Source organism: Streptomyces sp. NPDC006687, from assembly GCF_040636215.1.
Taxonomy (GTDB): domain Bacteria; phylum Actinomycetota; class Actinomycetes; order Streptomycetales; family Streptomycetaceae; genus Streptomyces.
Genome location: NZ_JBEYJJ010000008.1, coordinates 258477 through 277994, shown reverse-complemented (window position 1 = coordinate 277994; position 19518 = coordinate 258477). Strand labels below are relative to the sequence as shown.

22 protein-coding genes are annotated in these 19518 nt (G+C 73.0%); 12 read left to right on the top strand and 10 right to left on the bottom strand.

The window, feature by feature from the left end:
- Positions 1–170: 170 nt before the first annotated feature.
- Genes ABZ716_RS13505 through ABZ716_RS13495 form a run of 3 tightly spaced genes read right to left on the bottom strand, consistent with a single transcriptional unit; the run spans position 171 to position 2939 of the window.
- Positions 171–518 (bottom strand): VOC family protein, encoded by a 348-nt coding sequence (locus ABZ716_RS13505; RefSeq protein WP_358811019.1) that lies wholly within the window; start codon positions 516–518, stop codon positions 171–173.
- Between the two features lie 17 nt (positions 519–535).
- Positions 536–1933, bottom strand: a complete 1398-nt coding sequence (locus tag ABZ716_RS13500) for a DUF3152 domain-containing protein (RefSeq protein WP_358958712.1) — start codon at positions 1931–1933, stop codon at positions 536–538.
- Between the two features lie 10 nt (positions 1934–1943).
- Positions 1944–2939 carry an alpha/beta hydrolase gene (locus ABZ716_RS13495; RefSeq protein WP_358958709.1) on the bottom strand — a complete coding sequence of 332 codons (996 nt, stop codon included), beginning with the start codon at positions 2937–2939 and terminating at the stop codon, positions 1944–1946.
- 130 nt (positions 2940–3069) lie between these two features.
- Here ABZ716_RS13495 and ABZ716_RS13490 point away from each other — a divergent pair, with 130 nt between their 5' ends.
- The 4 genes from ABZ716_RS13490 to ABZ716_RS13475 all read left to right on the top strand — a co-directional run bounded on the left by ABZ716_RS13490 (position 3070) and on the right by ABZ716_RS13475 (position 4847).
- On the top strand, positions 3070–3285 hold the full coding sequence (locus ABZ716_RS13490; protein ID WP_358811022.1) for a hypothetical protein: 216 nt from the start codon (positions 3070–3072) through the stop codon (positions 3283–3285).
- 157 nt (positions 3286–3442) lie between these two features.
- The gene (locus ABZ716_RS13485) at positions 3443–4081 is read left to right on the top strand and encodes a TetR/AcrR family transcriptional regulator (RefSeq protein ID WP_351882882.1); all 639 of its coding nucleotides are present in this window, start codon (positions 3443–3445) and stop codon (positions 4079–4081) included.
- A gap of 120 nt (positions 4082–4201) precedes the next feature.
- On the top strand, positions 4202–4429 hold the full coding sequence (locus tag ABZ716_RS13480; RefSeq protein WP_351882884.1) for a DUF3107 domain-containing protein: 228 nt from the start codon (positions 4202–4204) through the stop codon (positions 4427–4429).
- 118 nt (positions 4430–4547) lie between these two features.
- Positions 4548–4847 carry a hypothetical protein gene (locus ABZ716_RS13475; RefSeq protein ID WP_358811191.1) on the top strand — a complete coding sequence of 100 codons (300 nt, stop codon included), beginning with the start codon at positions 4548–4550 and terminating at the stop codon, positions 4845–4847.
- A 45-nt stretch (positions 4848–4892) separates the two neighbouring features.
- On the opposite strand, the gene ABZ716_RS13470 is transcribed toward ABZ716_RS13475, so the two are convergent.
- Positions 4893–5651, bottom strand: a complete 759-nt coding sequence (locus ABZ716_RS13470; RefSeq protein ID WP_351882886.1) for a ferritin-like fold-containing protein — start codon at positions 5649–5651, stop codon at positions 4893–4895.
- Positions 5652–6116: 465 nt separating this feature from the next.
- Between ABZ716_RS13470 and ABZ716_RS13465 the strand changes: the two genes are divergently transcribed.
- The 3 genes from ABZ716_RS13465 (at position 6117) to ABZ716_RS13455 (ending at position 9383) form a co-directional block, all read left to right on the top strand.
- Positions 6117–8177 (top strand): DEAD/DEAH box helicase, encoded by a 2061-nt coding sequence (locus ABZ716_RS13465; protein ID WP_358958706.1) that lies wholly within the window; start codon positions 6117–6119, stop codon positions 8175–8177.
- A 97-nt stretch (positions 8178–8274) separates the two neighbouring features.
- Entirely contained in the window at positions 8275–9135 is an 861-nt protein-coding gene (locus ABZ716_RS13460; RefSeq protein WP_358958704.1) for an alpha/beta hydrolase, read from the top strand.
- 95 nt (positions 9136–9230) lie between these two features.
- Entirely contained in the window at positions 9231–9383 is a 153-nt protein-coding gene (locus ABZ716_RS13455; RefSeq protein ID WP_183067205.1) for a hypothetical protein, read from the top strand.
- A gap of 59 nt (positions 9384–9442) precedes the next feature.
- On the opposite strand, the gene ABZ716_RS13450 is transcribed toward ABZ716_RS13455, so the two are convergent.
- From ABZ716_RS13450 to ABZ716_RS13435, 4 genes are all read right to left on the bottom strand, one after another.
- Complete coding sequence (locus tag ABZ716_RS13450; protein ID WP_351883263.1) at positions 9443–10048, bottom strand: MarC family protein; 606 nt, start codon at positions 10046–10048, stop codon at positions 9443–9445.
- A 97-nt stretch (positions 10049–10145) separates the two neighbouring features.
- Complete coding sequence (locus ABZ716_RS13445) at positions 10146–11012, bottom strand: PHP domain-containing protein (RefSeq protein ID WP_358958702.1); 867 nt, start codon at positions 11010–11012, stop codon at positions 10146–10148.
- Positions 11013–11158: 146 nt separating this feature from the next.
- Entirely contained in the window at positions 11159–11800 is a 642-nt protein-coding gene (locus ABZ716_RS13440) for a DUF6758 family protein (protein WP_358958699.1), read from the bottom strand.
- A gap of 89 nt (positions 11801–11889) precedes the next feature.
- Positions 11890–12474 (bottom strand): suppressor of fused domain protein, encoded by a 585-nt coding sequence (locus ABZ716_RS13435; protein WP_351882895.1) that lies wholly within the window; start codon positions 12472–12474, stop codon positions 11890–11892.
- A gap of 373 nt (positions 12475–12847) precedes the next feature.
- Between ABZ716_RS13435 and ABZ716_RS13430 the strand changes: the two genes are divergently transcribed.
- Together ABZ716_RS13430 and ABZ716_RS13425 are read left to right on the top strand one after the other, a co-directional pair.
- Positions 12848–13960, top strand: a complete 1113-nt coding sequence (locus tag ABZ716_RS13430; protein ID WP_351882897.1) for a magnesium and cobalt transport protein CorA — start codon at positions 12848–12850, stop codon at positions 13958–13960.
- Positions 13961–13991: 31 nt separating this feature from the next.
- Positions 13992–14507 carry a hypothetical protein gene (locus ABZ716_RS13425; protein ID WP_358811028.1) on the top strand — a complete coding sequence of 172 codons (516 nt, stop codon included), beginning with the start codon at positions 13992–13994 and terminating at the stop codon, positions 14505–14507.
- A 23-nt stretch (positions 14508–14530) separates the two neighbouring features.
- On the opposite strand, the gene ABZ716_RS13420 is transcribed toward ABZ716_RS13425, so the two are convergent.
- Complete coding sequence (locus tag ABZ716_RS13420) at positions 14531–15382, bottom strand: hypothetical protein (RefSeq protein WP_358958697.1); 852 nt, start codon at positions 15380–15382, stop codon at positions 14531–14533.
- Between the two features lie 198 nt (positions 15383–15580).
- Between ABZ716_RS13420 and ABZ716_RS13415 the strand changes: the two genes are divergently transcribed.
- The 3 genes from ABZ716_RS13415 to ABZ716_RS13405 all read left to right on the top strand — a co-directional run bounded on the left by ABZ716_RS13415 (position 15581) and on the right by ABZ716_RS13405 (position 18725).
- Entirely contained in the window at positions 15581–16852 is a 1272-nt protein-coding gene (locus tag ABZ716_RS13415) for a CBS domain-containing protein (RefSeq protein WP_351882903.1), read from the top strand.
- A 163-nt stretch (positions 16853–17015) separates the two neighbouring features.
- Positions 17016–17522 carry a DUF1003 domain-containing protein gene (locus tag ABZ716_RS13410; protein WP_351883265.1) on the top strand — a complete coding sequence of 169 codons (507 nt, stop codon included), beginning with the start codon at positions 17016–17018 and terminating at the stop codon, positions 17520–17522.
- Positions 17523–17591: 69 nt separating this feature from the next.
- Positions 17592–18725, top strand: a complete 1134-nt coding sequence (locus ABZ716_RS13405; protein ID WP_358811192.1) for an Mrp/NBP35 family ATP-binding protein — start codon at positions 17592–17594, stop codon at positions 18723–18725.
- A gap of 64 nt (positions 18726–18789) precedes the next feature.
- On the opposite strand, the gene ABZ716_RS13400 is transcribed toward ABZ716_RS13405, so the two are convergent.
- Positions 18790–19506, bottom strand: coding sequence for a hypothetical protein (locus ABZ716_RS13400; protein ID WP_358811031.1), 717 nt, complete (start codon positions 19504–19506; stop codon positions 18790–18792).
- Positions 19507–19518 lie beyond the last annotated feature (12 nt).

Genomic DNA, 19518 nt, shown 5'->3' with positions numbered 1-19518 from the left:
CGCGGGGGGGCGCCCGCGCGCGCCCCCCCCGCGCTTTGTCTACACTCCGCCCGCGGGGCGCCGCCGGGCCTCGCCGGCCCCCCCCCGCCACCGGAAGGGGTGAAGAGTCGTAACTTTCCCGTACGGTTCGCGTTCGAGGGCGCTAGGAAGGCCGGTGCCCGGGACGGCCGTCAGCGGTGGCCCAGCACGTTGACCACCCGGCCGTTGGGGTCGCGCACGAAGAACCGGCGCACCCCCCACTCCTCGTCCCGCAAGGGGTGCACGATCTCCGCGCCGCTCTGCCGCATGAGCGCGTAGGCCGCGTCCACGTCGTCCACCTCGACGCTCATGTCGGGGGTGACCGGCGCGGTCCTGTCGTCGGCCATGAAGCTGATCTGCGCCGCCGGAGCGGACGGGGAGGCCATCGTCATGATCCAGCCGTGGTCCATGACCTCCTCGAACCCGAGCAGGCCGTAGAACTCCCGGCTCTCCGGCACGGCTTGCGACCGGACGTTGGGTACGACACGGCGAACGGTCATCGACGGCTCCAGGGCGGTCAGTTGTCGGGAAACACCCAGGGGTTGGGAAGGCAGTGGACGTTGTCGATGTCGAGGGACTTCGTCTGCTGCTGCATGATCGGCGCGAGTGAGCCGGGCTTCTGGCAGCTCACGTGTCCGTGTCCGAGCCGGTGGCCGACCTCGTGGTTGATGAGCATCTGCCGGTAGGCGAGCATCTGGCCGGCGCCGTAGGTCGCCGAACCCTGGCCCCACCGGAAGGCGTTGATCATCACGCGTTCGGTGCTGGCGGAGTCGCAGGAGACGTTGTCGATGGTGGTGTCCAGATCCGACTTGGCGCACCACGCGCCGGTGGTGCCGGGGCTGGCCAGGGTGATGACGAAGTCGGCCTTGCCGTCCGCCACCCGCTCGAAGGTCATCTCCCCGTCGTGGCCCCAGCTGCGGGGGTCGTTGAGGGTGCGCTGGACGGCCTCGGCGAAGAGCTGCGCGTCCATGCCGAGGCCCTGCTCCACGTCGACCCGGTAGTGCACGACCTTGCCCTTGCCGGGCGCCTTGGCGGTGCCGGGGACCGTGTCGAAGACGCCCGGGCCGGTGAGCTTGGCGTCGATGGGCAGCTGCTGCGCCATCTGCTGTTCGTACGTCGGCGGTTGCGCGGGCGAGGCGGGGGTGGGGCGGCCGTCGGAGCGGGAGACGGCGGCCTTGTCGCCGCCGGGCCGCTGGGAGACGTCGTCCCCGGCGGCGGGCGTACCGGCGGCGGCCGGGTCGCCCTCGGCGGTGACCTGGCCGGCGACGACGACCGCGAGTACGGCGGTGACGGCCAGGGCGGCGATCCCGGTACAGGTACGGATCCGCGCCCGGCGCCGGTCCGGGGACCGTTCCACGCCCGCCCCGTCGGGCACCCGCGGGGCGGGTACCCGGCGGTGCGAGCCGGTGGAGGTGAGCGGCTCGGGCTCGGGAACCCGGGAGGGCGAGCCCGTGGAGGTCAGCGCCTCGGGTGCGGGGACGCGGCGGTGCGAGCCCGTGGAGGTCAGCGGCTCGGGTGCGGGGACGCGGCGGTGCGAGCCCGTGGAGGTCAGCGCCTCGGGGGGCTGGGGGGCGGCGGGACGGGGGGTGCCCCGCCAGTCCCCGTACACGGAGGCGGCGGCCGGGCCCGCGCTCCGGGCGCCGCCGCCCTCCTCGCGGTGCTCGGGATGCCCTGCGGGACGGGCCGGGGGCGGGGCGTGGCCCTGGTGGACGACGGCCGGCTCGGCGGCCCGGCGGGGCCCGGCCGGTTCCCCGTACCCGGCGGGCGGCTGCGGCTGCGGCTGCGGCGCCCGCGCCCGGGCCGGCGGCTGCGGCTCGTACGGCCCGGACCCGTACGCCCCGGAGTCGTACGGCTGGGGCTCGTACAGCCCCTCCCCCGGAGCCGGTGCGGGAGCCTTGCGACTATGTCGTCCCACGTCCTCAGCCTCAGCCCTTGCCGTCTGCGGTATCTCGGTCGGTCTCCCCGGCGGCGGCGTCGCGCAGCAGCTCCCGGAAGGCGGTGGCCACCACCTCGGGGTACTCCATCATCGCCACGTGCCCGGCGTCGGGCAGGGTCAGCAGCCGCGAACCGCGGAAGGCCGCGGCGGCCTTGCGCGCCATACGGTACGAGACCAGTTGGTCCCGGCCACCGTAGACCAGCAGGGTCGGCGCGAGGACGCGCTGCGCCTGGCGCCACAGCCCGTGTTGACCGCCGAGGGTGTAGGCGTCGACGATCCCGCGCGAGGAACGGCTCATCGCCTCCCAGAAGTAGGGCAGCGCCAGGCGCCGTTCCATCTCCTCGACGGCGTGGGCGAACCCCTCCGCTGTCACCCGTGAGGGGTCTCCGTAACAGAGGTCCGTCACTCCCCGGGTGCGCTGCTCGGCCGTCAGGTGCCGGGTGAGCCGCCCGAAGAGGGCGGGCACGCCGGGCAGCGCCAGCAGGGCGGTGGGCACGGCCGAGCGTTGTACGCGCAGCTCCGGCAGGGCCGGCGAGACCAGCGTCAGGGTGCGCACGAGGTCGGGGCGGGCCGCCGCGACCCGGGTGGAGACGGCGCCGCCGAGGGAGTTGCCGAACAGGTGCACCGGCCCCCGCCCGGCGGCGTCGAGGTGGCGGATGACGGCGCGGGCCAGCGCCCTGAGGGAGTAGTCCCGGTCGGCGGGCGGCGGGGACCAGCCGAAGCCGGGCAGGTCGACCGCCTCGCCGTCGACGGTGCCGGCGAGCTGCTCCATGAGCGCCGACCAGTTCTGGGAGGAACCGCCGAGCCCGTGGACGAACAGGGCGGGCGGCAGGCCCTCCCGCTGCGGTGGCCGGAAACGTACGTTCATCTCCAGGCCGGGCAGCGCGACGGTGCGCAGCCCTTCTCCTTCGGCCAGCCGGGCCGCTCCCACCGGGGAGGTCGGCTCGGCGGTGGATCTGATGCCCGGCAGCTCGGTCGAAGACATGGGCCAATGTTACGAGACGATCACGCCCGCCCTCCGGCGTTCCCTTGTGTCCGCGGTCACAGGACCGCCTGGCGGCCGTCCCCCGATCCCCCTAGGCTCAGAGGAGGACGAACGAGGCGAGGGGAGTGGAATGACTGTCGACCCTGCGGAACCCGACACCTTCCGGGACCGGTTCGCGGACCCGCTCGACGACGAGGCGCCCGAGGCGGACGCCGCCGAGCAGCTCACCGACGTCCAGCCACAGGAGGACGAACCGCTCAACGGCAAGGAGCTGGTAGAGGCCCCGGAGGCGGACGCCGCGGAACAGTCACGGGTGGTACCCCTGGACGAGGAGGACTACCGCTGACAGCATCTGCCAGGCGCTGACCAGCATCTCCGGGGTGCGTCCAGGCCGTCCGCACAGCGAGAAAACCAGGCTTGGACCCACCAGATCCGGTTACCGAAAAGTACGATGGCGGCGCGGCGCAGAGCGCACTGTGTTCTTAGAGAAAGTGGGAGGCGGCGTGACAGCCATCGAGCAGACCGAGGCAGCGCGTCCGCGGGGTACGCGACTGCCGCGCCGTGCCCGGCGTAACCAGCTGCTGGGCGCCGCCCAGGAGGTGTTCGTCGCGCAGGGCTACCACGCGGCGGCCATGGACGACATCGCGGAGCGGGCCGGCGTCAGCAAGCCGGTGCTGTACCAGCACTTCCCCGGCAAGCTCGACCTGTACCTGGCGCTGCTGGACCAGCACTGCGAGAGCCTGCTCCAGGCGGTGCGCGGGGCGCTGGAGTCCACCAGCGACAACAAGCTGCGCGTGGCGGCGACGATGGACGCCTACTTCGCGTACGTCGAGGACGAGGGTGGCGCGTTCCGGCTGGTGTTCGAGTCGGACCTGACCAACGAGCCGGCGGTGCGCGAGCGCGTCGACCGGGTCTCGTTGCAGTGCGCGGAGGCCATCTCGGACGTGATCGCCGAGGACACCGGGCTGTCGAAGGACGAGTCGATGCTGCTGGCCGTGGGCCTGGGCGGGGTCTCGCAGGTCGTGGCGCGGTACTGGCTGTCGAGCGAGAGCCCGGTCGCCCGTGACACGGCGGTGGGTCTGCTGACCTCGCTGGCCTGGCGCGGCATCGCCGGCTTCCCCCTGCACGGCACGGAGGTCTGACCGGCCGTTGTTCGCTGCGAGCGTGTCCGCCGCGAGCCGATCGTGTCCCCTCACCGGGCTAATGTGGACCGGGTACGGCGCGGCTGATCGCGCGAACCGGACCGTCGGAGGGACATAGCCGTGGAGGTCAAGATCGGCGTGCAGCACGCACCCCGGGAGATCGTGCTGGAGAGCGGCCTGAGCGCCGAGGAGCTGGAGGGCATCGTCGCCGACGCCCTGACCGGCACCGCGCCGCTGCTGAGCCTGACCGACATCAAGGGTCGCAAGGTCCTGGTGCCGTCCGACCGTCTGGCGTACGTCGACCTCGGCGAGCCGGCTCAGCGCAAGGTCGGCTTCGGGGCGCTCTAGCACTGGAGTACGAGTGGAACGGCCCGGCGGACGCATACGCCGGGCCGTTTCCGTATCTTCCGCTTCGGGTAGGACCGCAGTGACCCGGTTTGCCCTGACGTAGGGGAGTGACCAGATGATGCTGATGGAGGCCGTCGGCTCCGGTCTGCTGGGCCTCGCCCTCGCGGGCGTGGCCGTGCGCGTACTCGCCAAGCGGCTGCCCTCCACCAGAACGGTGCTGGTCAGCGGGGTGAGCGGAGCCCTGTTCGGGGCCTACCTGACGCATATGTCGCTCGGGCCCGAGCACAACACCCTCTACGCCACGCTGCTGGGCGGGCTCGGCGTGTCGGCCGTCGTGCTGTCCCTGCTGCTGCGCCCGGCCAACGGGGGCGGCCGGGGCCCGCGCCGGCCTCCGTTTTCGCTTCCGTCGCGGAGCTGAGCGCGGCCGGCCGGCGGACCGGACGCGGCCGCACCCGGGGGACCGCTAGGCCGCGAGGCCGAGGGCGGCCATGCGCTTGGTGTGGGCCTTGGTGATCCGGGTGAACATCTCGCCGACGGCCGCCAGGTCGAAGCCGGCCGCCATCCCGTCCACACCGCCGACGAGCATGGTGGAGAGCGCGTCGCGCTCGGCGACCACGCGCTGGGCCTGCGAGAGGGCCTCACCCATCAGGCGGCGCGCCCACAGGGCGAGCCGGCCGCCGAGGCGCGGGTCGGCGTCGATCGCGGCGCGGACCTTCTCGACGGCGAAGCCGCCGTGGCCGGTGTCGTCGAGGACGCCGACGACCAGGGCACGTGTGTCGGTGTCCAGGTGGGTGGCGACCTCACGGTAGAAGTCGCTGGCGATCGAGTCGCCGACGTACGCCTTGACCAGGCCCTCCAGCCAGTCCGAGGGCGCGGTCTGGCGGTGGAAGTCGTCCACGCCCTTGGCGAAGGGCTCCATCGCGGCGGTGGGCTCGGCGTCGATCGCCGCGAGCCGGTCACGCAGCCGCTCGAAGTGGTGGAACTCGGCGGAGGCCATCTTCGCCAGTTCGGCCTTGTCGCCCAGGGTGGGCGCGAGCTTCGCGTCCTCCGCGAGGCGCTCGAAGGCGGCGAGTTCTCCGTACGCCAGCGCGCCGAGAAGGTCCACGACGGCGGCCCGGTACTGCGGGGAGGCGGAGGCGGTCGCCCAGTCCTGCGCGGCGATGCCCTGGGCCCCGGCCTGGGCGTCGTCGCCGGCGGGAGATGCGTTTTCAACGGTCGACATGCTCCGCACAATAGCCCGCCGAAAGGCGGGACAAGTCACCACTCCCGCGCACTCCCGATCTGTCTAAACACGCCTGGGTGGTGAATTCACCCAACACAGCTGCGCGATTCCGGGGTACAGTGGTAATGCGCCTGCCGGATACTCGGCGGGCCATCCGAATGAGGATGCCCGGTCGGTGGCCCGATCGGCTCCACCCGACCGCCCTCGGTGCGGGCAGTACGCCCATGCGTACCGCCTCCACGAGGGGCCCCCTCAGCGGCATGAGCGCCTGAGCGATGGCAGTGGTCCCGCGCAGCTTCGTACGACCCGCCCGAAACTGGGCGGGCGCAGTACCGCAAGCCCGGCACGGTAGGACCCCCTTCGCCGCCTCACGCCGCGTCTCACAGAAGAGGCAGCACCCTGACTACGTTCCGTGACCTCGGAATCTTTCCCGAGACCGCCGAAGCCCTCGAGGCCGTCGGCATCGTGTCCCCCTTCCCGATCCAGGAGATGACCCTCCCCGTGGCCCTCTCGGGCTCGGACGTCATCGGCCAGGCCAAGACCGGCACCGGCAAGACGCTGGGCTTCGGCCTCCCCCTGCTGGAGCGGGTCGTCGTCCCGGCGGACGTCGAGGCCGGCCGGGCCCAGCCCGGTCAGCTGACCGACGCCCCGCAGGCCCTCGTGGTGGTTCCGACCCGCGAGCTGTGCACCCAGGTGACCAACGACCTGCTGACCGCGGGCAAGGTCCGCAACGTCCGCGTCCTCGCCATATACGGCGGCCGCGCGTACGAGCCCCAGGTCGAGGCGCTCCAGAAGGGCGTCGACGTGATCGTCGGCACCCCGGGCCGCCTGCTGGACCTGGCCGGCCAGAAGAAGCTCGACCTGTCCCACGTCAAGGCCCTCGTCCTGGACGAGGCCGACGAGATGCTCGACCTGGGCTTCCTGCCCGACGTCGAGAAGATCATGAACCTGCTGCCGGCCAAGCGGCAGACGATGCTCTTCTCGGCGACCATGCCGGGCGCGGTCATCGGCCTGGCCCGCCGCTACATGACGCAGCCGACGCACATCCGCGCCACCTCGCCCGAGGGCGAGGGCGTGACCGTCGCCAACATCAAGCAGCACGTCTTCCGTGCGCACAACATGGACAAGCCGGAGCTCGTCTCCCGCATCCTCCAGGCCGACGGCCGTGGCCTGGCCATGATCTTCTGCCGTACCAAGCGCACGGCTGCCGACATCGCCGAGCAGCTGGAGAAGCGCGGCTTCGCCTCCGGCGCCGTCCACGGCGACCTCGGCCAGGGCGCCCGCGAGCAGGCCCTGCGCGCGTTCCGCAACGGCAAGGTCGACGTGCTGGTGTGCACCGACGTCGCCGCGCGCGGTATCGACGTCGAGGGTGTGACCCACGTCATCAACTACCAGACGCCGGAGGACGAGAAGACCTTCCTGCACCGCGTGGGCCGCACCGGCCGCGCGGGCAACAAGGGAACCGCCGTCACCCTGGTCGACTGGGACGACATCCCGCGCTGGCAGCTGATCAACAAGGCGCTGGAGCTGGACTTCCACGACCCGGTCGAGACGTACTCCACCTCCGCGCACCTGTACGAGGAGCTGGGCATCCCGGCCGGCACCAAGGGCATCCTGCCGCGCGCCGAGCGCACGCGGGCCGGCCTGAAGGCCGAGGAGCTGGAGGACCTGGGCGAGACCGGCGGGCGCGGTGGCCGTGGCGGCCGTGGCCCCGCCGCCGCTCCGGCCGCCGAGGAGCGTCCCGCCCGGACCCGGACGCCGCGCCAGCGCCGCCGTACCCGTGGTGGTGCGGAGTCCGGTGCCGAGGCGGAGGCCGTGGCCGCTCCGGTGTCGCCGGCCGCCGAGGCACCCGAGGCTGACGAGGCGCGCCGCCCGCGCCGCCGCCGCACCCGTCTGACGGCCGCGGCCGTCGCCGCGGTGGACGGCGCCGCCGAGGCCCCGGCCGCGGTGGCCGTCGAGGCTCCGGCCGTCGAGGTTCCCCTGGCCGAGGCTTCCGTCGTGGCCGAGGAGGCCGCGGTGGTCAGGCCGCGCCGCACCCGGACCCGCAAGGCGGAGACCGCGGCCGCCGAGGCTCCGGCCGCCGTGGCCGTGGCCGTCGAGGCTCCGGCCGTCGAGATCGCGCTGGCCGAGGCTCCCGTGGTCGCCGAGGAGCCCGCGGTGGTCAAGCCGCGCCGCACCCGGACCCGCAAGACGGAGACCGCGGCCGAGGCCCCGGCCGCCGAGGCCGCCGTGGCCGAGGAGGCTCCGGCGCAGCCGAAGCGCACCCGGACCCGCAAGGCCGCCGTCGCGGAGGCCACCGTCACGGAGGCGCCGGTGGCGGAGGCCGCCGCCGAGGCTCCGGTCCGGCGGCGCCGGGTCCCGACCCGCAAGGCCGCGCCGACGCCGATCCCGGACGTCGTCCGGGACGAGGCGCCCGTCGCGCCGCGGCGCCGTCCCCGCAAGGTGGCCGCCGCTCCGGCCTCCGAGCCGCAGTTCCAGATCGCCCCGCCGAGCGAGCCGGTCCGCACGACCCGCCGCTTCCGGTAAGCACCGCCACGGGTGAGCGTACGTACGGCCCCGGTCCCCTTTCCAGGGGGCCGGGGCCGTCCGCGTACCCGGGCTTACGGGCCGGTAGCCTCGGGCCATGAGCAAGCCGCCGCGCCTCACCCTGCCCCCCGCCGCCCGCGCGTACCGCCTGGCCACCGCGCGCGGGGAGTTCGCCGTGCACGAGGCGGGCGAGCCCGTGCACGGCACCGCCCTGCTGGTTCCCGGGTACACGGGCAGCAAGGAGGACTTCATCGCCCTGCTGGAGCCGCTCGCCGCCGCCGGGTTCCGGGTGGTCGCCGTCGACGGGCGCGGGCAGTACGAGAGTCCCGGACCGCGCGAGGAGTCCGCGTACGAGCTGCACGAGCTGGCCCTGGACCTCCTGGCGCAGGCGTCGGCGCTGGCGGGCGCCGGGCCGCTGCACCTGGTGGGCCACTCCCTCGGCGGCCTGATCTCCCGCGCGGCGGTCCTGCGCGACCCCTCCCCCTTCGCCTCCCTCACCCTGATGAGCAGCGGCCCCGCCGCCATCTCCGAGGAGCAGCAGGCCCGCACGAAGCTGCTGGTCGCGGCGCTGGAGGCGATGCGCGACGATATGCCGGCCGTCTGGGCGGCCATGCGGGCCCAGGATCCGGCCGACGCGGTGCCCGACTCTCCCGAGCTGGCCGCCTTCCTGCGCGAGCGCTGGCTGGCCACCGTCCCGGAGCAGCTGATCACCACCGGCCGGGTGCTGGTGTCCGAGCCGGACCGGGTGGCGGAGCTGGCGGAGCTGCCGCTGCCCAAGCTGGTCCTCTCGGGGGTGGCCGACTACGCCTGGCCGGTGCCGCTGATGGACGAGATGGCCGCTCGTCTGGGGGCTTCCCGAGTGGTGGTCGAGGGCGCCGAGCACTCCCCGAACGCGGAGAACCCGCAGGTCACGGCCGGTTCTCTAGTCACCTTCTGGCGATCCTTGACCCCGCAGTAGTTAGCTAAGGAAAAAATTTCCTTAGCGTAGGGAATGTTTCTGTAGGGCGCCTGGTTGAACCCTGTGCAAGGAGAACACCGACGAAGGGAGAAGCCATGCGCTTCGAGATTCTGCGCCTGGACGATGTCGACGGAACCGCCGTGGACAGCACCGTCGTGGACGCGGCCTCCGTCAACCGGATCGTGCAGCAGGCGGCCTCCATCGGCCAGCGCATCCTGATCCGACCGGCCGAGAGTGCGTCCTCCTGATGCTTCCGAACGCCCCCGTACCGCTTGCGGTACGGGGGCGTTCGTACGTCCGGGGGCGGTCAGGCCGTGTGGATGACCTGGAGGACGCCGTTGATGATCTGCTGGACGGCGATGGCGGAGAGCATCATGCCGGCGAGGCGGGTGACGAGGACGACGCCGCCGTCCTTGATGATCCGGATGATCACCAGTGAGTAGCGCATGGTCAGCCACAGCACCACGTGCATGGCCGCGATCGCGGTCCACACGGAGAGCTGTCCGCTGAACCCGTCGGCCTTCTGCACGGCCAGGATGACGGAGACGATCGCACCGGGACCGGCCAGCAGCGGCATGCCCAGCGGGACGAGGGCGACGTTGACGTCCTTGGTCTGCTTGGGCTCGTCGGTCTTGCCCGTGAGCAGGTCGAGGGCGATCAGCAGGAGCAGCAGACCACCGGCGATCATCAGCGCCGGGACGGAGACGTGCAGGTAGTCCAGGATCTGCTGGCCGCAGATGCCGAAGGTGGCGATCACGCCGAAGGCGACGCACACGGCCTGCCAGGCCATACGGCGCTGGACCTTGGCGGCACGGCCCGAGGTCAGGGCGAGGAAGATCGGCGTGATGCCTGGCGGGTCCATAATCACAAAAAGCGTGAGAAAAAGGGATCCGAAGACGGCGAAATCGAACACAGTGATGCCTTGCATAGAGGGGTGTTACGAGAAAGGGCGAGGGGGGAGGGCGTGCATGGGCGCGGCGACCGACCGCAGGGGCGGCGGGTGGCGGCGCTCAGGCGCGGGCGTCTCCGCCTGCGCCCGGGACGGGGAAGGCCCCCGTCGCGCGGCGCGTGATCTCGCCGTAGATCTCGGGGTCGGTGGTGCAGTCCCCGAGACGGCAGGTCTTGCGGCTGCCGTGGTAGTCGCTGGAGCCGGTGGTCAGCAGACCCAGGTCCCCCGCCAGTGCGCGCAGGCGCGCGCGGGTGTCGGTGTCGTGGTCCATGTGGTCCACCTCGATGCCGTCCAGGCCCGCGGCCGCGAGGGCGGCTATCGCCTCCTCGGGCACGCAGGTGCCGCGCTTGACGGCGGCGGGGTGCGCGAAGACGGTGACCCCGCCGGCCGCCTTGACCAGGCGGATGGCGTCGAACGGGTCGAGCTCGTGCTTCTCGGCGTACGCGCGGCCGCCGTCGGCGAGCCAGTCCGCGGTGAACGCGTCGGAGACGGTGGGGACGACCCCCAGCTCGACCATGGCGGTCGCGATGTGAGGGCGCCCGACGGAGCCGTCCCCGGCGATCCGGGCCACCTGCTCCCAGGTCACGCCGACGCCGAGCTCCTGGAGCTTGCCGATCATGGCCTGGGCGCGCGGGGTCCGGTCGTCGCGCACGAGCTCGCGCTCGCGGGCGAGCTCGGGCTCCCGCGGGTCGAAGAGGTAGGCCAGCAAGTGCAGCCCGATCCCGTCGAGCCGGCAGGACAGCTCGGCCCCGGTGACCAGGGTGAGCCCGTGCGGCAGGGCCGCGATGGCCTCGGCGTATCCCGCGACGGTGTCGTGGTCGGTCAGCGCGACCACGTCCAGCCCGGCCGCCGCGGCGCCCCGCACCAGCTCGGCGGGGGTGTCGGTACCGTCGGAAGCCGTGGAGTGGGCGTGCAGGTCGATGCGCACAGCCGGGCTCCAGGGGTCGGACGGACGAGGTGGGGGCGCCTCCCGGCCACAGCCGGGGGACACTCCAGGGTACCTGTGCCGTGACCTGCCGGATCCGCTCGGGTGTGCGGCCCTCAGGGCCCCCTCGGGGCCGCCTTAGGGCCGCCTCAGGGCCCGAGGATGCGCGGGCTCAGGGCGCCGCAGGGGACCAGTTCGACCTCCGCGCCCGCGTCGCGCAGGTCGGCCAGGACGAGTTCGTCGTACATGAGCAGCCCGGATTGTTCCGGCCATACGATGGCCCACAGCCACAGGCCGCCCGCCTCGCCCGCGAACACCGCCCGGTCCTCCGGTACGCCCGAGACGTGCCACAGCGGTGTCGGCCGGCCGTCGGCGACGACCTTCGTGTGCGCGGGGCCGGAGACGTCGAGACCCGCGCCGGGGTCGGGGCCGTCGATGCCCGCGAACCGGGCGCCGAGCCCGACGCCCAGCTCCTCCGCGACCAGCAGCAGCTCGCCCAGACCGCCCAGCGGGCCGGGGCCCGTGCAGGCCACGACCGTGGCCCGGCCGCCCGTCCGGTCGTCACCGGCGTACGCGACGCCGGTGAACAGCCAGCCCACCGGCAGCGGCCACGGCATCCACACCGGGACCTTGGACCGGTTCGCCACCACGCCCAGACCCTCCACGCTGGGCGGGATCACGGGCTGGAGCGGGTGGACGGGGCCGTGCACGGCGCACTGCCAGGAGTCGGAGAAAAGACCGGGCGCGCGCACCCGGCCACCACACCTCGGGCAACTCGGTTCGCCCCTCATAGGAAGCACGCTCCTCCCCGCCCGGCGCCCCGTCAAGACGCGATCACCCGTCCGGATGGATGGCGTCCGCACCCGGGGGGGCACCGTGCTCAGTCCAGTGCGACGGCCGTACGCAGAGGGTCCCGCAGATCCGTGCCGCGCGCGAGCCAGCGCTCCTGGAGGGCGGCGGCGCCGTGCACCCGCTTCCAGGCGGCCTCGTTCGCCGTCATCGGCAGCAGCGGCAGGAAGCGGACGGGGTCCATCGGCTCGTCCAGGGCGAGGTCCTCCACCAGCCCGCCCGGCTCCGCGACGAGGACCGAGGTGAACGGCGCCCCGTCCCACAGCGGTTCGCCGACGTCGAGGGAGGCTCCCGGCGCCACCACCAGCCCCTCCACCACCGGGGAGGCCGCCAGCACCGCGAGGGGCCGCAGCACCTTGTCGGTGGGCGCGAGCCCCGCCCGTACGGTCAGCAGCAGCTCGGCGCGCGGGCCGCGCACCGGGTCGGCGACCACGGCGGTCGGGTCGGTCATGGGGTGCGCGGACATGCCGAGGGTCGCGTACCGGACGAGGTCGCCCTCGGTGAAGCGGAGGACCTCAATGCGGTCGGTGCCCAGGAAGGTGACGGCGGCGCGGGCGTCGGGTTCGCCGAACGCGCTGCGGAGCCGGGCTTCGACGAGGGCCGGAATTTCTGCCATGGAGCGAGCATAGAACTCCTATCCGCCGGGTAAAGACATGCGTTTGACCATCCGTCGGCTGATAGTGTTGACAGCTGGTCGGGGCCGCGCGCAGAAGCGTTGATTCAGGGCTCCGGCGACAGGACGTCCTCCACGGGGGACCGGCCGGAGGAGGTGGGGCTGCGATGGACCGAAGTCGATCGTGCAGTACCAATCGCTCTTCGGCGACTTTCCAGGGCGGCTCCAGCCCCCTTTGATCTTCTGATCAGCAGAAGAGCGACGGCAGAACTTTGTCCTCCCGTCCTGTTTCCCTCCGTCCGCACGGGCCCGCCCGCCCGCCGCCGGAGGGTCTCCCACCCGTGCGGCCGCAGCCGTGCGCGAGAAGGAGCCTGCCATGTCGATGCTGCCCTACCTCCGTGCCGCCGTCCGCCCGGCACTGCGCAGGTCCACCCCCGTCCAGCCCGGCTACGACACCACCCGCGACCCCTCGGCGAGCAGCGCGGTGGTCGACTGCGCCGTCTACCGCGACGGCCGGCGCGCCCAGGGCGACTGCCTGACCCCCCGTGAGGCGCTGCGCCGGGTCCGGGAGGACGGCGGGTTCGCCTGGATCGGGCTGCACGAGCCCACCGAGGCGGAGTTCGCAGGGATCGCCGCCACCTTCGGGCTGCACCCCCTCGCCGTGGAGGACGCGGTCCACGCCCACCAGCGTCCGAAGCTGGAGCGGTACGACGAGACCCTGTTCACGGTCTTCAAGACGATCCACTACGTGGAGCACGCCGAACTGACCGCCACCAGCGAGGTGGTGGAGACCGGCGAGGTGATGTGCTTCACCGGCCCCGACTTCGTCATCACCGTCCGGCACGGCGGCCAGGGCTCCCTGCGGACCCTGCGCCACCGGCTCCAGGACGACCCCGAGCTCCTCACCCGGGGCCCCTCGGCGGTACTGCACTCGATCGCCGACCACGTGGTGGACGGCTACATCGCGGTGGCCGCGGCCGTGCAGGACGACATCGACGAGGTGGAGAGCGCGGTCTTCGCCGCCCCCGCCAAGGGCGTCGCCCGGGGTGGCGAGGCGGGCCGCATCTACCAGCTCAAGCGCGAGGTGCTGGAGTTCAAGCGGGCGGTCTCGCCGCTGCTGCGGCCGATGGAGCTGCTGAGCGAGCGGCCCATGCGGCTGGTGGACCCCGGTATCCAGAAGTACTTCCGCGACGTCGCCGACCACCTCGCCCGGGTGCACGAGCAGGTCATCGGCTTCGACGAGCTGCTGAACTCCATCCTCCAGGCCAACCTGGCCCAGGCGTCCGTCGCCCAGAACGAGGACATGCGCAAGATCACCTCGTGGGCGGCGATCATCGCCGTCCCCACGATGATCTGCGGGGTGTACGGGATGAACTTCGAGCACATGCCCGAGCTGCACTGGCGCTACGGCTATCCGATGGTGATGGCCGCGATCGTCGGCAGCTGCTTCGCCATCCACCGGACGCTGCGACGCAACGGCTGGCTGTAGCGGGCGTCGGCGCACGCCCTACGCTGTGCGCATGACTCTCAGCGCACTCGACCTGGCCCTCGTCGAGGAGGCCACCAAGAAGTCCGGGCTGATCTGGGTCCGCGGCGCCGGCGCCGACCGGGCGCTGTGGCACGCCTGGGTGGACGGCGCCGCGCACGTGCTCGGCGACGGGCCCGGCGAGCAGCCGTTCCCGGGGCTCGCCGACGGCGCCGCCGCCGAGGTGACCGTACGCAGCAAGGACAAGGGCGGCCGGCTCGTGGCCTGGACCGCGGCCGTACGGGAGCTCGCGCCGCGCACGCAGCCGTGGGAGGCGGCCGTCGCCGAGCTCAAGGGCAAGCGGCTGAACGCCCCCGACTCCGAGCAGATGACCGAGCGCTGGGCCCGGGAGTGCCGGGTGCTGCGCCTGGAGCCGGTGGCGGTGGCCGGCCGGCTGCCCGTGGGCTCGCTGGCCGCGGCCCCGCTGGAGACCCCGGTGACCACGCGCAGGGCGGTTCCGGCGGCGCTGCCGAAGCTGCTGCTGAAGCGGAAGAAGCGGCTGGGGCTGTAGGCGTCGCAGGGTGAGGGGGGCGGTCAGCCGCCGGTGGGGTCCGAGCCCTGGCCGGAGGAGCCGGCGCCGCCGGTGCCCTTGCCGCCCCCGCCGGAGCTCTTGGACGGGGCCGGGGAGGCGGCGCCCGTGCCGTCCTTGGCGGGCCCGTCCTTCGTGGTCGGCAGCTGGGAGCCGTAGTCCACGGTCTGGTCCTGCGCCGGAGCCTCCAGCGGGAAGGTCTTGCCCCATTCGGACAGTTCCACCCGGCCCGCCCCGCCCGCCCGCTCCATCAGCAGCGGGTACGGGGTCCCCTCCAGGGAGACCGTCAGCTTGCCGCCCTTGCCGGCGTCGGCCGAGACCGGTACCGCGCGGGTGTGCCCGACGGTGGTGTAGCCGCCCTTGGCGAGCTTGCCCTGGAGGCCCAGCAGTCCGTCGAGCAGGACGTGCATGTCGGTGAACCCGCGGAACTGCTTGTAGGTGGGGTCGCTCTGCGGCACCTTCACGTACTTGTCGCCGAGCTTGCCGGCCGAGTCCGACTTCCCCCAGAAGGCCGCGCTGGCCTTCAGGTACAGCTGTTCGCCGACCCGCAGCACCTGGAAGGTGTCCGCCTGCGACTTCACCTCGCCGGAGCCGCCGTCGGCCTTGAGCCGGAGGTCGAGGGTGAAGGACTTGCCTCCGCTGACCAGGGTCCCGGAGAGGTGGACGGAGCCGGCGGCGGCGGCCGCGGCCTTCGCCTGGCTCTCGATCTTCTCCGGCGTCTGCTTGCCGACCCCGTTCGTCCCCTTGTCGGGGTCCGTCTTCTCCGCGCAGCCCGCCTGGGTGACGGCGATGCCCGCGCACAGGGCGCCGATGACGGCGGCCCGGCGCAGCCGGACGGCGGAGGGGTAGGCGGTCACGTCGGGTGCCTCTCGTCGCTGGCCGGCTGGGGTGGTCTCCCCGCGGTGGTCCGGAGGGGAGCAGCAGGCAGCGTACCCGCCTGCGCGACGGCCCCCGCCGGACCCCCGGCCGGACCGCCCCACCAGGACGCTTTCCCCCGGCAGCAGCTAGCCTGAGGCTCGGCAGGACTGGTGATCGACGCTCTAGGAGGCGCTCGGATGGGTGCAGGCGCCCCGCGGATCTTCGTCTCGCACCTCTCGGGCGTGCCCGTCTTCGACCCCAACGGCGACCAGGTCGGCCGGGTGCGTGACCTCGTCGCGATGCTGCGCGTCGGCGGGCGCCCGCCCCGGCTGCTGGGACTGGTGGTCGAGGTGGTCAGCCGGCGCCGCATCTTCCTGCCGATGACCCGGGTGACGGGCGTGGAGTCCGGGCAGGTCATCACCACCGGTGTCGTCAACATGCGGCGGTTCGAGCAGCGCCCCACCGAGCGGCTGATCATCGGCGAGCTGCTGGACCGCCGGGTGACGCTGGTGGCCAGCGGCGAGGAGGTCACCGTGCTCGACGTGGCCATCCAGCAGCTCCCGGCCCGCCGCGACTGGGAGATCGACCGGATCTTCGTCCGCAAGGGCAAGGCGGGCGCGCTGCGCCGCCGCGGCGAGACGCTGACGGTGGAGTGGTCGGCGGTGACCGGCTTCTCCCTGGAGGAGGAGGGCCAGGGCGCCGAGAACCTGGTCGCCACCTTCGAGCAGATGCGTCCCGCGGACGTGGCGAACGTCCTGCACCACCTGACGCCGAAGCGGCGCGCCGAGGTGGCCAACGCCCTCGACGACGACCGGCTCGCGGACGTCCTGGAGGAGCTGCCCGAGGACGAGCAGGTGGAGATCCTCGGCAAGCTCAAGGAGGAGCGCGCCGCCGACGTCCTGGAGGCGATGGACCCGGACGACGCGGCCGACCTGCTCTCGGAGCTGCCCGAGGACGACCAGGAGCGGCTGCTGACGCTGATGCAGCCGGACGACGCGGCCGATGTGCGCCGCCTGCTGTCGTACGAGGAGAACACCGCGGGCGGTCTGATGACCACCGAGCCGATCGTGCTGCGGCCCGACGCGACCGTCGCCGACGCGCTGGCCCGCGTACGGCAGTCGGACCTGTCGCCGGCGCTGGCCGCGCAGGTGTACGTCTGCCGGCCCCCCGACGAGACGCCGACGGGCAAGTACCTGGGGACGGTCCACTTCCAGCGGCTGCTGCGCGACCCCCCGTTCACCCTGGTCAGCTCGATCGTGGACACGGACCTGCCGCCGCTGCCCCCGGACGCCTCGCTGCCCGTGGTGACGAGCTACCTGGCCGCGTACAACATGGTCGCGGCGCCGGTCGTCGACGAGAGCGGCTCGCTGCTGGGCGCGGTGACGGTCGACGACGTCCTGGACCACCTGTTGCCCGAGGACTGGCGGGAGACGGACTTCCACTCCGAGGAGGCCGTACGTGGCCACTGAACGCGGACGCGGCGAGGGCGCGCGCGAGCGCCGCCGGGAGCGGCGCGAGCAGGCCCGCGAGAGGCTCCCGGAGCGGCTGGAGGAGGCCGCGCGGCAGCGGGCCGAGCGGACGGAACGTTCCTCCGAGCGGGCGCGGGCCGGCGCGCCCTCGGGGGCCAGCGCGCTGACCCGGTCCCGGGTACGGCTGGACCAGCCGCGCCAGGCCCGGCGCAGGCTGCTGCCCGAGTACGACCCGGAGGCGTTCGGGCGACTGTCGGAGCGGGTGGCGCGGTTCCTCGGCACGGGCCGGTTCATCGTCTGGATGACCCTGGTCATCGTGGTGTGGGTGCTGTGGAACATCTTCGCCCCGGACCACCTGCGCTTCGACCAGTACCCCTTCATCTTCCTGACGCTGATGCTGTCCCTCCAGGCGTCCTACGCGGCCCCGTTGATCCTGCTCGCGCAGAACCGGCAGGACGACCGGGACCGGGTCACCCACGAGCAGGACCGCAAGCAGAACGAGCGGTCGATCGCGGACACCGAGTACCTGACCCGGGAGATCGCGGCGCTGCGGATGGGCCTGGGCGAGGTGGCCACCCGCGACTGGATCCGCTCGGAGTTCCAGGACCTGATCAAGGAGATGGACGAGCGGCGGCTGTTCTCCGGCGAAAGTGACGAAGGCGACCGCTGACGGGCTTACCCGAGCGCTGCTACCGAGCCGTACCATCGGGGCATGGCTACCGAGACACCCTCCGCCGCCGTGCCGGAGCAGGACGCGATCCTGGACGCGCTGGCGACGGTCAACGACCCCGAGATCCACCGGCCGATCACCGAACTCGGCATGGTCAAATCGGTGGAGATCGGCGACGGCGGCGCGGTCGCCGTCACGGTCTACCTGACGGTGTCGGGCTGCCCCATGCGCGAGACCATCACCAAGAACGTCACCGACGCCGTCGCGCAGGTCGCCGGCGTCACCTCCGTCTCCGTCACCCTGGACGTGATGAGCGACGAGCAGCGCAAGGAGCTCGCCGCCACCCTGCGCGGCGGCACCGCCGAGCGCGAGGTGCCCTTCGCCAAGCCGGGCTCGCTGACGCGTGTCTACGCGGTGGCCTCCGGCAAGGGCGGCGTGGGCAAGTCCTCCGTCACGGTCAACCTGGCGGCGGCGATGGCGGCCGACGGCCTGAAGGTGGGCGTGGTCGACGCCGACATCTACGGCCACAGCGTGCCGCGGATGCTGGGCGTGGACGGCAGGCCGACCCAGGTCGAGAACATGATCATGCCGCCGTCCTCGCACGGGGTGAAGGTCATCTCCATCGGCATGTTCACCCCGGGCAACGCCCCGGTGGTGTGGCGCGGCCCGATGCTGCACCGCGCGCTCCAGCAGTTCCTGGCCGACGTGTTCTGGGGCGACCTGGACGTGCTCCTGCTGGACCTCCCGCCGGGCACGGGTGACATCGCCATCTCGGTGGCGCAGCTGGTGCCGAACGCCGAGATCCTGGTCGTCACCACCCCGCAGCAGGCCGCGGCCGAGGTGGCGGAGCGGGCCGGTTCGATCGCCGTGCAGACGCACCAGAAGATCGTCGGCGTCGTGGAGAACATGTCGGGCCTGCCGTGCCCGCACTGCGACGAGATGGTGGACGTCTTCGGCACCGGCGGCGGCCAGCTCGTCGCGGACGGCCTGACGAAGACCACCGGCGCCACGGTGCCGGTCCTCGGCCAGATCCCGATCGACGTCCGGCTGCGCGAGGGCGGCGACAACGGCACCCCGGTCGTCCTGGCGGACCCCGACTCCCCGGCGGGCGCGGCCCTGCGCACGATCGCCGGCAAGCTGGGCGGCCGGGCCCGCGGCCTCTCGGGCATGTCCCTGGGCATCACCCCGCGCAACAAGTTCTAGGAAGAGGGCACCGCCGTCAGGCGGTGCCCTTTCCCGTACCCCGGACCCCTGGCCCCGATCCGGGCTACTCGTACGTCCCCAGGTCGGCGATGGCGGAGAAGCCGAGCCCGTACGCGCTCATCCCCCGCCCGTACGCCCCCAGGTGCACCCCGCTCCCGGTGGATCCGGCCAGCACCCACCCGAACTCCGACTCCCGGTAGTGGAACGGCGTCGGCACACCGTCCACCGGCAGCGACAGCGTCGACCAGTCCGGACCGTCGAGGTCGTCGGCGAGCTCCCACGCCGCCTCCGTCTGCTGGTCCAGCCAGTCGTCGCGCAGGGTGTGGTCCATCTGCGGGGGCCAGCTGTAGGCCAGCAGCCCCGAGCCGGCCAGCCAGGCGGCCGAGGAGACCGAGGTGGCCTCCAGGACGCCGGTGCCGTCCCCGCTGCGGCGCAGGGGGTTGCTGGCGACGGTGACCACCACCGCGAACCGCTCCTTCTCCCCGGTGGCGATCTCGCCCCGGACGGAGGGCTCGTCCCCGTGCCCGGTGGAGCCGTGCTCCACGGTGCCGTCGGCGCCGGTGCCGACCTGCATCAGCCAGCGGGGGCCGGTGAAGGCGCCGTCCAGCCCGTACCAGGGGAAATCGGCCCTCAGGTACCCCTCGGCGGTGCGGCGGGCCGCCGGGACGGGCGCGCCGGACTGTGGGGGCTCCGCCGCCGTTCCGGCCGGCTCGGGCTGCGGGGCGGTGGCTTCGGCGGGCTGTGCGCCCACCCGGCTGCTGCTCGTGCTCGTCGTCTCCATGGGCGGCCTTTC